General features: G+C 61.3%; 4 protein-coding genes and 8 pseudogenes. 8 read left to right on the plus strand and 4 right to left on the minus strand.

The window, feature by feature from the left end; genetic code table 11:
• Nucleotides 1-201 precede the first annotated feature (201 nt).
• Nucleotides 202-394: pseudogene (locus JN279_RS38525) on the plus strand (IS6 family transposase); the annotation flags it as partial.
• A 624-nt stretch (nucleotides 395-1,018) separates the two neighbouring features.
• Here JN279_RS38525 and JN279_RS36140 read toward each other — a convergent pair.
• Nucleotides 1,019-1,162 (minus strand): annotated as a pseudogene (locus JN279_RS36140) (integrase core domain-containing protein); the annotation flags it as partial.
• A 258-nt stretch (nucleotides 1,163-1,420) separates the two neighbouring features.
• Here JN279_RS36140 and JN279_RS36145 point away from each other — a divergent pair.
• A pseudogene (locus JN279_RS36145) lies at nucleotides 1,421-2,651 on the plus strand (IS110 family transposase).
• Nucleotides 2,652-2,901: 250 nt separating this feature from the next.
• On the opposite strand, the pseudogene JN279_RS36150 reads toward JN279_RS36145, so the two are convergent.
• Nucleotides 2,902-3,510, minus strand: a pseudogene (locus JN279_RS36150) (IS481 family transposase); the annotation flags it as partial.
• 125 nt (nucleotides 3,511-3,635) lie between these two features.
• Here JN279_RS36150 and JN279_RS36155 point away from each other — a divergent pair.
• Both JN279_RS36155 and JN279_RS36160 read left to right on the plus strand, forming a co-directional pair.
• A pseudogene (locus JN279_RS36155) lies at nucleotides 3,636-3,875 on the plus strand (IS110 family transposase); the annotation flags it as partial.
• Between the two features lie 317 nt (nucleotides 3,876-4,192).
• Complete coding sequence (locus tag JN279_RS36160) at nucleotides 4,193-5,512, plus strand: aspartate aminotransferase family protein (protein WP_202351547.1); 1,320 nt, start codon at nucleotides 4,193-4,195, stop codon at nucleotides 5,510-5,512.
• An 856-nt stretch (nucleotides 5,513-6,368) separates the two neighbouring features.
• Here JN279_RS36160 and JN279_RS36165 read toward each other — a convergent pair.
• A pseudogene (locus JN279_RS36165) lies at nucleotides 6,369-6,611 on the minus strand (integrase core domain-containing protein); the annotation flags it as partial.
• Between the two features lie 258 nt (nucleotides 6,612-6,869).
• On the opposite strand from JN279_RS36165, the pseudogene JN279_RS36170 reads away from it, so the two are divergent.
• The 4 genes and pseudogenes from JN279_RS36170 to JN279_RS36185 form a co-directional block, all read left to right on the plus strand.
• Nucleotides 6,870-7,268, plus strand: a pseudogene (locus JN279_RS36170) (IS110 family transposase); the annotation flags it as partial.
• Between the two features lie 198 nt (nucleotides 7,269-7,466).
• Nucleotides 7,467-8,993, plus strand: a complete 1,527-nt coding sequence (gene istA, locus JN279_RS36175; RefSeq protein WP_202350295.1) for an IS21 family transposase — start codon at nucleotides 7,467-7,469, stop codon at nucleotides 8,991-8,993.
• Between the two features lie 10 nt (nucleotides 8,994-9,003).
• Nucleotides 9,004-9,744, plus strand: coding sequence for an IS21-like element helper ATPase IstB (gene istB / locus JN279_RS36180; RefSeq protein WP_202295168.1), 741 nt, complete (start codon nucleotides 9,004-9,006; stop codon nucleotides 9,742-9,744).
• A 120-nt stretch (nucleotides 9,745-9,864) separates the two neighbouring features.
• A pseudogene (locus tag JN279_RS36185) lies at nucleotides 9,865-10,536 on the plus strand (IS110 family transposase); the annotation flags it as partial.
• Nucleotides 10,537-10,634: 98 nt separating this feature from the next.
• On the opposite strand, the gene JN279_RS36190 reads toward JN279_RS36185, so the two are convergent.
• On the minus strand, nucleotides 10,635-12,266 hold the full coding sequence (locus JN279_RS36190) for an IS1634 family transposase (RefSeq protein ID WP_202351548.1): 1,632 nt from the start codon (nucleotides 12,264-12,266) through the stop codon (nucleotides 10,635-10,637).
• Nucleotides 12,267-12,322 lie beyond the last annotated feature (56 nt).

The raw sequence follows: 12,322 nt of genomic DNA on the forward strand, positions 1-12,322 counted from the left end.
TTGTTGCCCAGAACCCACAGACATGCTTATTGGCTGCTCATCGTGTCAGTAAGGCATAGCAATTGGCATATTGCGCCAAAATGCGTCGCCCGCCGAAATGGGCGCTTCAAAAACAAGCCTTTGTTTGAAATGCATCGGGTTCACGGCACCATCCAGATGGCATCGTCATAATAACTGGATGCTGTTGGGACTTGGCTTATGATGCTCGCCGCCCGCGGGATCGAGGTCGGCCACGAGACGGTTCGTCGCTGGGCCGAGAAGTTTGGTCGCGAGTTTGCTACCCGCATCCGTCGCCGCACGCCTCGACCGAGTGATCGCTGGCACCGAGGCGGTGATCACCATTGCCGGAAAGGGGCACTGGCTGTGGCGGGCAGTCGATCAGGATGGCTTTGTCACCACGCAACAGATTACTGGGACGAGCTCTCTTGGGTCGAGTTCACCCCTCAATTCAATATGTCCTGGAATCCCGCCGCCATCGTGCCTTGCGGCTTCACCCCCGCACGCCGGTCGGACTGCAGATCGTCGGCAAGCACTTTGATGATCTGGGAGTGGTGCAGGCCTCCGCCGCCTTCAAGCAGTTGCAGCCATCGGCGGACAAACGCCCAGAGATCTGATCGAAATCTGTGACAGTGAGCCGTAGCCCGTACTCTGAAGAACCTTGCCGCCATTGCCAAAGCCAGCCGACCGCTCGGCGATGGCGCGGAGATCATCGACACGCGACGTCCGGACAATTGCAGATCGACCCTGCCATGGCTCGTAGTCCGGCAACCGCCAGAGTATGGCGCCAGCACGTTGCGGAGCCTGAATCGAACGTCATGGCGGCAACTTTCACGACGTTCGCGGCCAACTCATCAGTAACGAAACCATGCCGGCAATCTAAAATTGCGCGGTGACCCGGATGCCAAAGCATTTCACACAAAGGCTTGTTTTTGAAGCGCCTATTTCGGCGGGCGACGCATTTTGGCGCAATATGCCAATCGCTATGCCTTACTGACACAATGAGCAGCCAATAAGCATGTCTGTGGGTCTTGAGCCTGCGGGCGAAGTTATAGGCGGCGACGAAGTCGGCGAGATGGGTGCGGAGTTGGTCGTGGCTCTCATAGTAGAAGCGCTTGACGGTGGCGTCCTTGATAGTCCGGTTCATTCTCTCGACCTGGCCATTATCCGGTATGTGATCTGTGGTGCCTTTTCGTCCTGCTGTTCTTGTTTTGGAACGGCCTTATGGTGAGCCCATCCGGGACGTGGGGCACCGGGAGCACGAAGGTGCAGGCAGGCCGTCAATAGACCGTGGGCTGAGAGCCCGAGCTCGTTACATGGCCGCCCCTCGCGACTTTCCCGGATGCGCTGTGAGCGCGGATCAGTAGATGTCGTGTTGCCCGCCAGCTCCCGTCTTTGACCGAGCCAAGAAGGAGGAACGGGCATGCGCATCATCGGACTGGATATCCATCGCGCCTTCGCCGAGGCGGTAGCTTGGGAGGACGGCAGGCTCAGGCGGCTGGGCCGCGTCGACATGCGACGCGATCTGCTGGATGCCTTCGCCGCAAAGCTGTCGTTGGATGATGTTGTGGTGATCGAGGCGACGGGCAACGCGTCCTCGGCCGCCGCGGTTGTCGCGCCGCATGTGAAGAAAGTGGTGATCGCAAACCCCAAGCAGGTGCGCATCATCGCCTATGCCAAGATCAAGACGGACACGATCGATGCCAGCGTTCTGGCGCAGCTCTATGCCAGCGGCTTCCTGCCGGAAGTCTGGATTCCGGATGAGCCGACGCAGGCTCTGCGTCGACAGGTGACACGGCGCAATCAGATTGTCCGGCAGAGATCTCGATTGAAGAACGTCATCCAGTCGATCCTTCATAGCCACCAGATCCCGTCCTGCCCGCATGCCGACCTGTGCGGCACTAAGGGCCGGTCATGGTTGAGCGAGCAGGTCGTACCGCAGGACGAGCGCCTCGCGATCGATCGGCATCTGCGCGAGTTCGACCGATTGGGCGAAGACCTCCAGGTCATCGAACGCGATCTTGCCCGCTCGGCTCTCGCCGATGAAGGCGTGAAGCGGCTGATGACCATTCCCGGCGTCGACATGACCGTCGCGCTGGCGATGAAGGCGGCGATCGGCGACGTGTCGCGCTTCGACGATCCGCGGAAGCTCGTGAGCTATCTCGGGTTGAACCCAAGCGTCCGACAGTCCGGACCAGGTCCGGCCTACCATGGGCGGATCACCAAGCAGGGCCGTGGTCATGCGCGCGGCATGCTCGTCGAGGCGGCCTGGGCGGCCGCTCGTGCTCCCGGACCGTTGCGAGCCTTCTTCCTGCGCGTGCGAGCCCGGCGCGGACAGCATGTCGCGGCCGTCGCAACAGCACGCAAACTCTCTGTCGTGATCTGGCATCTGTTGATGAAGGGCGAGAGTTACGCGTGGGCTCGACCCTCCCTGCATGCCAAGAAGCTGCGCGATGTGGAACTCAAGGCCGGGAGCAAGGCTGTGCGCGGCCAAAAGGGGGCCGCGCACGCCTACAACATCAAGAGCCACCGGGAAGAAGAGCGCCCGCTGGGTGGAGCAGGCCGAGGGCGCCTATGCACGCTTCGTCGCTGGGTGGAACCCGCGAGGTCCGAGACAGGCGCGCACGGGCGCCGCAAATGAGGAGCGACTATAGAAGCTGCGCGGGGCTCTCACCTCGGGCCCTGCTCTTCGCCACGCGGTCGTCCGTGCGCGACAGGAGAATAGCGCAGATTTGTCAAAAAGGCTCTTGTCGATCACGTCAGTGGTCCACGGATGCCTGGCCTTGGTCGTGCGGTGCTCGATGTCGTTCCTGGCGCAGGCGTATTCGAAGGCGTGAGCGCGGAAGATCTCGCCATTGGCGATTGCCTCCTTGATCAGCGGCACCGCCGAGCCACCGGCACTGGGGGTGGTGAACTGGATGTCGTTGTCGGTAAGCCCGGTGTGGATCTTGTAGGGCACGGCCGCGATCAACCGCAGCAGAAAGTCTCTTGATACGGCTGTGGGGCCTTCTCGTGCAACTCGACGAAGGCGAACTTTGAGGTGCGGTCGATAGCGACGAACATGTGCAGCTTGCCCTGCTCGGTCCTGACCTCGGCAATGTCGATGTGGAGGTAGCCGATCGGGTAGCTCTTGAATTTCCTCTTCGCCGGTTTGTCGCCCTCGACATCCGGGAGCCGGCCGATGCTATGGCGTTGCAGACAGCGATGCAATGAAGACCGCGTCAGGTGCGGGATGGTCGCCTGAAGCGCATAGAGGCAGTCGTCGAGCGGCAGCAGCGTGTAGCGGCGGAAAGCGACAATGACCGCCTCCTCCTCGATCGAGAGCACCATCGATCGCGGTTCCTTCGGACCAGTCGGTAGATCGGCGACCGAAGCTCGCCTCTTCCACTTCGCAACCATCTTCTGGTTGATCCCATAGCGCTTGGCCAGCGTCCTCAGGCTCTCTTGACTATGCTGTATCGCTCGACGGACCGCCTCTGTCGTTGTGGCGCTCCCATGCAGAACTTGGCCCATAGCGCATCCTTTGATTCGGAAGATAAGTAAGGATGCCCCATCAAAGATCCCATGACCGGTGGTGGATAGCGACATGCGCTCTGGCAGAGTGGGGTTGCTGACCAACAACTCCGTGGAGGCCAATCATGCGTGTTGTAGCCGATCGATCTGCGGCGCCTGCCGCTATCCGCACCGATCTTGGCGCGATCTTCATTTCTTTGGAACTCAGTAAATCGACCTGGTTGATCACTTCGCTGTCGCCGGTAGAAGATGTCGAAACATGCGGTACGCGGCGGCGATATCACAGGACTGCTGGCACGCTTTGCCCAGCTTCAGGACAGGCACAGGCGCGCACCGGCCGGCACTTTGCGCTTGTGGTCATTCGCGTCCTGGTCAGTCTCGTGATGATCGATAAACAATAAGACTTCTGTATATTGGTGGAACGATTCGGCGGCCGACACAATTGCTCGCGGACTTCGAACGCCTGCTGCAATGGCGGCTTCAGGAAAATCTAGCAGCTTGACCGCAAGCAGAATCGTCACTGAGCGCGCTTGGATGAAATGGGAGACTCATAATGTGGGCCAGATTGAAGACATCTTGACACCTGCCAATCTTAGACTTCTCGGTGCGAGACAGTGAGCCGCGCGGCCACGTCGCCTTCCCCTATGTGCGTCAGGGCGACGCGTAGAGTAGAGATGTTGAGATGTTGGCAGCGACAGAACCGAACAACACACTTGAATCGTGCCTCGTGGACGCGAGGAAGCGCTTCATCGCTGGGCATCCTAGAAGCGCCGAACTTCACAGCCAAGCTCGCACCGTGTTGGCAGGTGGGAACACCCGCTCCGTGCTATATTATCAGCCATTTCCGATTGCCATGGACAAAGGTGAGGGAAGTACGCTCTGGGACATTGATGGCCATAAGGTTGTGAATCTTTGCGGTGAATACACAGCGGGGCTATTTGGCCACTCGGAACCTCGGATCCACGCGGCTGTTCAACAAGCTATGGCCCGAGGTTTAAACCTTGCAGCGGTAGGCGAGGCTGAATACGAGCTTGCGAAGCTCATCTGTGCGCGGTTTCCGTCAATGGAGCTCGTACGCTTTACAAACAGCGGCACAGAAGCCAATCTTATGGCGCTTACCGCGGCCCGCTTCCATACCGGTCGCGACATGATCCTTGCTTTTCGGGGCGGCTACCATGGCGGTGTGCTGTTGTTCACTCCTCAGGGTCCGTCCCCCGTCACCGTCCCGTTCCCATTTCTCTCGACCGACTACAACGACAGGGACTCTGCAGCCGCGGTCATCGCGCAGAACCGGGATCGGCTCGCGGCGGTGATCGTCGAACCTATGTTGGGTAGCGGTGGCTGTATCCCTGCGGAGATCAGTTTCCTGCAAATGTTGCGGGAGGCTACGCGGGAGGTGGGCGCATTGCTTATCTTCGATGAGGTCATGACATCACGAATGTCTGATGGTGGGCTCCAAAAGCGCTTGGACATTAGTCCCGATCTGACGACGCTCGGCAAGTATATGGCCGGCGGAATGAGCTTTGGGGCGTTCGGCGGCCGGGCCGACGTGTTGTCCCTCTTCGACGGGCGTCTGCCGCACGCAGGTACCTTCAACAACAACGTCCTGTCGATGGCCGCCGGACGGGTCGCTCTTGGGGAAATCTTCACAAGGGAAGTCGCGGAGGAGCTGTACGTACGCGGCGAGCGGCTACGGACAGCACTGAATAACCGGCTTATGAAGCTCGACGTGTCGATGCACTTTTCTGGGGTGGGCTCGGTTGCCACCGCGCACTACCGCCCCCCCCTGATACGTTCCGCTTACACGCCGACGGCTCGAGAGGATGGTCTGCGGGAACTGTTCTTTCTCGACATGCTGCACGCGGGTTTTTACATGGCCCGGCGTGGAATGATTGCGCTGAGCCTTCCGGTTTTGCAATCGGATCTCGACCGATTCGTCGATGCAGTCAAGCAGTTCGCGCGCACGCGCCAAGGGCTGCTTGGGTCGGCCGGCGCTACTTGAGCAAATGCTTCGTCGGATTGCGAATCTTCAACATCAAAACAAACAAAGCGCCAGAGCGGAATTGTCGAGGCTCAGATGGTACGGAGCTAAGTTGCATGTTGCAGCAATGCGCGTCCGTGGCGTTTCGTTGCTAAATCAGACGGCATCTGGATCGATGGTGCGACGGACCGAGCGGTTTTGGTCGGTATGACACGGGACACGGCAGTCGGAAGAGTACGAAGCCCGCATCCAGCGATCGCCGGCCATCGATTGTCCCGGCGATCGGCGGACACCTTGTCGATGAAGGCTTCCCGTCGTCTGCCTGGAAAGTCGGCATGTCAAAGCGGCTCTGAGCGCGATGACGGGAGACGATATGCAAAATCGACCGCCGGTGTAGGGTTTGGGTCCCTCGATGTCGGATACCCGACAGGATCGCAAACTCCCCTTGTTTTTATGATAGTTTTCCCCTGGCACGTTCGATACAGGGGATATTCCGAACGCATCAGCGGAACGCGCGCATCGTGGTGCCAATGCTTCGGGTATGGAGTGACGTGCGATATCACACAGTAGAGCTGAGCAAGCAACTGGCCGGGATGGCGCGTGAGGACCAGCACTACCGTTTGCTCATGTAAGTGCCCGGTGTAGGCACCGTCACAGCCACCGCCTTTGCCGCAGCCGTGGAGGATCCGGCAAACCTCAGGAACTCGCGGACCTTGGGGGCATGTTGGCCTGCCCCCCGAGGTGCTACCAGTCCGGCGTGGTCGATCAAGATGGTCATATCTCGCGCCGTGGCGACAATCGGTTCCCCCGACTGCTATACTAGGCGGCCGCGGTCATCCTCAACCGGTCACTAGGACCACAGCCGCTCGGTTGAAGCCTAAATGTTCGGTCCCGGCATTTGCTGGAGCGGATTGAGTTTGAAGCGTTCCGGTTGTGACGCCCACGCCTTGCAGATGAACTCGTAGGGCGTGAGCCCCTTGAGGGTCTTGAGCCTGCGGGCGAAGTTGTAGGCGGCGACGAAGTCGGCGAGATGGGTGCGGAGTTGGTCGTGGCTCTCATAGTAGAAGCGCTTGACGGTGGCGTCCTTGATAGTCCGGTTCATTCTCTCGACCTGGCCGTTATCCGGTATGTGATCTGTGGTGCCTTTTCGTCCTGCTGTTCTTGTTTTGGAACGGCCTTATGGTGAGCCCATCCAGGACGTGGGGCACCGGGAGCACGAAGGTGCAGGCAGGCCGTCAATAGACCGTGGGCTGAGAGCCCGAGCTCGTTACATGGCCGCCCCTCGCGACTTTCCCGGATGCGCTGCGAGCGCGGATCAGTAGATGTCGTGTTGCCCGCCAGCTCCCGTCTTTGACCGAGCCAAGAAGGAGGAACGGGCATGCGCATCATCGGACTGGATATCCATCGCGCCTTCGCCGAGGCGGTAGCTTGGGAGGACGGCAGGCTCAGGCGGCTGGGTCGTGTCGACATGCGGCGCGATCTGCTGGATGCCTTCGCCGCAAAGCTGTCGTTGGATGATGTCGTGGTGATCGAGGCGACGGGCAACGCGTCCTCGGCCGCCGCGGTTGTCGCGCCGCATGTGAAGAAAGTGGTGATCGCAAACCCCAAGCAGGTGCGCATCATCGCCTATGCCAAGATCAAGACGGACACGATCGATGCCAGCGTTCTGGCGCAGCTCTATGCCAGCGGCTTCCTGCCGGAAGTCTGGATTCCGGATGAGCCGACGCAGGCTCTGCGTCGACAGGTGACACGGCGCAATCAGATTGTCCGACTGCGGATTCCGAGATCATCGCGCGCACCGTTCCGATTTGATCGCGCGCGGCATTCCGAACTGATGGCGCGCAGCATTCCGAGAATTACCCGCGCGGGATTCCGACACGATCGCGCGCAGTTCGGAGTTAGGAGAACGTGATCCTTGGGGCATGTTCCGGTCGGGCAACGACCGGAGGAATGGATGCCGACGAGGAGGGTTAGGATGCGCCACGTGCGCGAGATTTTACGTCTGAGCTTGGAAGCGGGGCTATCGACGCGGATGGCTGGCGAGCGTGCCGGGGTCGGGCCGACGACGGTCCGGGATATGCTGAAGCGGTTTGCACGCTCCGGGCTGAACTGGCCGGTCCCGGCCGAGATGAGCGATGCCGACCTGGAAGCTTGCCTATACGGCTTACCTGGGATGAAGCCCGGCCGGCGCAAACAGCCGGAACCGGACTGGTCGGCGGTAGCACGTGAGCTGAAGCGCAAGCATGTGACGCTGCAGGTTCTGTGGGAAGAGTATGTCGCCGCCCACCCGGATGGCTATCGCTACAGCCGTTGGTGTGACCTGTTCCGGCGCTGGGAGGGCCGCCTGCCTCTGACGATGCGGCAGAGCCACGCGGGCGGTGAGAAGATGTTTGTCGATTACGCCGGCGACACGGTGCCGGTTGTGGTCGACCGCCGGACCGGTGAGGTGCGCGATGCCCATCTGTTTGTGGCGGTGCTCGGCGGATCGAGCTTGTCATTTGCCTGCGCGACGTGGACCGAGCAGTTCGCGGACTGGATCGAGGCGCACAATGGCGCCTTCGCCTTCTTCGGCGGCGTGGCCCATCTTCTGGTCCCGGACAACGCGAAGGTCGCGGTGATTAAGGCGTGTCACTTCGATCCGATGGTCAACCGCAGCTACACCGACATGGCGCGTCATTACGGCACGGCGGTGCTCCCGGCAAGACCGAGGAAGCCACGCGATAAGGCGAAAGTCGAGGCCTGTGTCGGCATTGTCGAACGCTGGGTCCTGGGCCGCTTGCGCAACCGGATCTTCTACAGCCTGGCCGAGGTGAACGCGGCGGTCGCCGAATGCATCACCGATCTCAACGACACACGGGTGCTTCGCCAGTTCAGCAAAACGCGGCGCCAGCTGTTCGAGGAGATCGACGCGCCGAACCTCAAGCCGCTGCCGGCGGAACGGTGGGTCCACGCTGAGTGGAAGCGTTGCCGAGTCGGACTCGATTATCACATCGCGATTGAGCACCACCATTACTCGGTGCCCTGGCGCTTCGCCCGCCGCGAGGTCGAGGCTCGAATTACCACACGCACCGTCGAAATCTTCCTCGATGGCGAACGCATCGCCGCGCACATGCGTGGCAGCGGCAACGGGCGGCATACGACGATCCCCGAACATATGCCCTCGAGCCATCGGCGCTACCGTGAATGGACGCCCGTGAAGATCCGGGAGGAAGCGGCGCGGATCGGGCCGATGCTGTCGTTGCTGGTTGAAAAGATCATCGAGGATCGGCCGCATCCCGAGCAGGGTTACCGTTCATGCCTCGGCATCATCGGGCTAGCGAAGCGCTTCGGCGCCGAACGCCTGGAAGCGGCCGCGCGGCGCGCGCTGGAGATCCAGGCGCGCAACTATCCCTCGGTCAAATCGATCCTCGAGAAGGGGCTCGACAAGGTTCCGGCGCGCGAAGCCTCGGACCACACGCCGATCTTCCACACCAACATCCGGGGCTCCGGATATTACAACTGAAAGGACTACAATGCTCAAACATCCGACACTCGAACTGCTGGGGCAACTCGGCCTGGCCGGCATGGCCCATGCGTTCATCGAATTGGAAAGCAACAGCGATGCCGACAACCTCAGCCACGCCGAATGGCTTGCCCTGCTGCTCGATCACGAGGCGACATACCGTAATGACCGGCGCCTTGCGCTCCGCCTTCGTCATGCGCGGCTACGCCACCATGCCGTGCCCGAGGATGTCGATTACCGTGCTGCGCGCGGTCTCGATCGCCGGCTGTTCGACAAGCTGCTCAAGGGCGACTGGATCGCCGCCCATGAGAGCTTGGCCATCGTCGGGCCGGCCGGGGTCGGGAAGAGCTGGTTGGCCTGCGCCATCGGTCACAAGGCCTGCCGTGACAACCGTTCGGTCCTCTACACCCGACTGCCGCGGCTCATCGATGACCTGTCCCTGGCCAAGGGCGACGGCCGCATCGCCGCGCGCATGAAAAGCCTGGCCAGGGTCGATCTCCTTATCCTCGACGATTGGGGCCTCGAACCGCTCGACGGCAATGCCCGTCACCACCTGCTCGAAATCCTCGAAGACCGGTACGGGCGTCGCTCAACGCTGGTGACCAGCCAACTCCCGGTGGCCCGCTGGTTCGATCTGATCGGAGATCCCACCTACGCCGATGCCATCCTCGACCGCCTCGTACACAACGCTCACCGGCTCGAACTCAACGGCGAATCCATGCGCAGATCCATCATCTCCGCTGCCGCTTGACCGAACCGCAAATGCAGTGACATCTTCCCCGACGATCAGGTGCTCCACCTGCGCGCGATCAGATCGGAACGCTGCGCGGCATCAGATCGGAATACATGCGCGCCATCGTCGGAATCCGCAGTCCGACAGAGATCTCGATTGAAGAACGTCATCCAGTCGATCCTTCATAGCCACCTGATCCCGTCCTGCCCGCATGCCGACCTGTGCGGCACTAAGGGCCGGTCATGGTTGAGCGAGCAGGTCGTACCGCAGGACGAGCGCCTCGCGATCGATCGGCATCTGCGCGAGTTCGACCGATTGGGCGAAGACCTCCAGGTCATCGAACGCGATCTTGCCCGCTCGGCTCTCGCGGATGAAGGCGTGAAGCGGCTGATGACCATTCCCGGCGTCGACATGACCGTCGCGCTGGCGATGAAGGCGGCGATCGGCGACGTGTCGCGCTTCGACGATCCGCAGAAGCTCGTGAGCTATCTCGGGTTGAACCCAAGCGTCCGACAGTCCGGGCCAGGTCCGGCCTACCATGGGCGGATCACCAAGCAGGGCCGTGGTCATGCGCGCGGCATGCTCGTCGAGGCGGCCTGGGCGGCCGCTCGTGCTCCCGGACCGTTGCGAGCCTTCTTCCTGCGCGTGCGAGCCCGGCGCGGCCAGCATGTCGCGGCCGTCGCAACCGCACGCAAACTCTCTGTCGTGATCTGGCATCTGTTGATGAAGGGCGAGAGTTACGCGTGGGCTCGACCCTCCCTGCATGCCAAGAAGCTGCGCGATGTGGAACTCAAGGCCGGGAGCAAGGCCCTACTTCAACAGTGAGATTCTAAAAGCGTTGTGAGTTCAATGCGTTGCAGGCGCGAGAACGGGTGTTTGCACTACATTTTGCGGGTTTGGGCCGCCGCTCAAGCGGCCTGTTCGCGGATATTTTGCGGCAGGGCGACGCCGGCGGCCTGGAAGACGGACCCGACTTGGCCTTTCACGTGGGTTCGGGTGGTGATGCGCTTGCCATCCTTCTCGATCGTGGCCTCCTGCAGCCGGTCCAGGTCGCGCAGCAGATCGCCCCATTCGACGCTGAAGCCTTTGGCGGCGCAAAGATCCCCCAATTCCTTCTGCAGCAGCAGAGCCAGGAACGAGCAGAACACGTGACCGCGGATCGCCTCATCCGAGCTGTGATAGATTGGCCGGGTGCGCATCAGCGCCTTAGCCCGGCGGAACAGAACCTCCACCTGCAGAAGGTCGCGGTAGCGAAGGACCGCTTGCAGGGGCGTGATCCTGGCGTTGGTCCTTAAGACGAAGATCCCGTCATAGCGGGCCTCTTGGGCCAGCTTGCCGAGATCGATCTCGAAGGCGTCTCTGGTGACTGACTTCAAATAGCGTCGATAGGCCTTGTTGCCGATCAGCGCCTTGTCGCCTTTCTTCAGCTGCTTTTGCAGTCCCTCCACGATCGCCTGGCGATCGGCCTTGTCCTTTTCGGCCTCGGCTTCGTTGCGGCAGACGATGTAGCGCTGGCCGGAGAGCTTGACCTGTTTGACGAACAGCTGGGTCTCGCCCTTGACCCGCTCGACCAAGAGCGGCGTAAACGGCTGCTCGTCGTTCATCACCAGATCGCGCACGATGACGCTGGAGCGTTCGCGGGCGCCGAGGATGTATTCCAACTTCCGCGCCTCCAGCGCCGCGATGCTCGCCGCCGAGATCATGCCGCGATCGGCCACCACGCAGACCCGTCCCACCTTGAAGCGGTCGCGCAGCCGATCGACGATGGGCAACAGCACCGTGAGGTCGGCGGTGTTTCCAGCAACCATCTCCGTGCAGATCGGACGGCCCTGGCCGTCGATGACCACCGCCAGCACCATCTGCTTCAGATCGGGGCGATAATCCTTGGAGTGGCCATGCCGACCTAAACTCTCCCCGCCTTCTCCGTAGAACGACAAGGTGGTTGTATCCATGAACACCAGGGACAGATCAGTGAACAGGTCGCGGCGACGATCGAACAGCTGTTCCTCAATCAGATCCTTCACGCACCTTGGACCCAGGCCTCCTTCGGCTTGTTCTTCGATCTCCTCGCCCAGCCAGGTCATCGCCCGGTAAAGGTGATGCAGCTGAAGGCCCTCGATGCCGCCGATCTTGTAATCGGCCATCCAGTTCTCGCAGGCCCGATCTGACCCCGACACGAACAGACGGTGCAGGACGCTGACGAACACCGCCCGCTCGACGGCGAACTCAAAGCCGCGGATTTTCAGCAGATCGCCCAGAACCTCTGCGATCCCCAGCCGCTCCCACAGACGGCTGAACAACAGCGGCCCGCCGATGCGCATCGCGCTCAGCACGCCGGTGTCGATGTCATTTAAGATCAGGCTTCGTTCGCAGTGCCGGCCCAGCGACTCCACCAGCCGATCGAGCTCGCCGCTGGCCTGCAGCTGATCCTTCCGTCCCAGCGGCCGGATCAGCCGCTGGCGAACCCGGCCGCCCTCGCGCACGCTTTCGGCGAGATATAGGTAGCGATGGCCTCGCGCGACTTTCTCGACCACGAACATGCCGGAATTGTGCAGTGAGAATCACTAAAGATCAATCAAAACAATAAGTAACCCAT

This window comes from Mesorhizobium sp. 113-1-2 (assembly GCF_016756475.1).
Lineage (GTDB): Bacteria > Pseudomonadota > Alphaproteobacteria > Rhizobiales > Rhizobiaceae > Mesorhizobium > Mesorhizobium loti_C.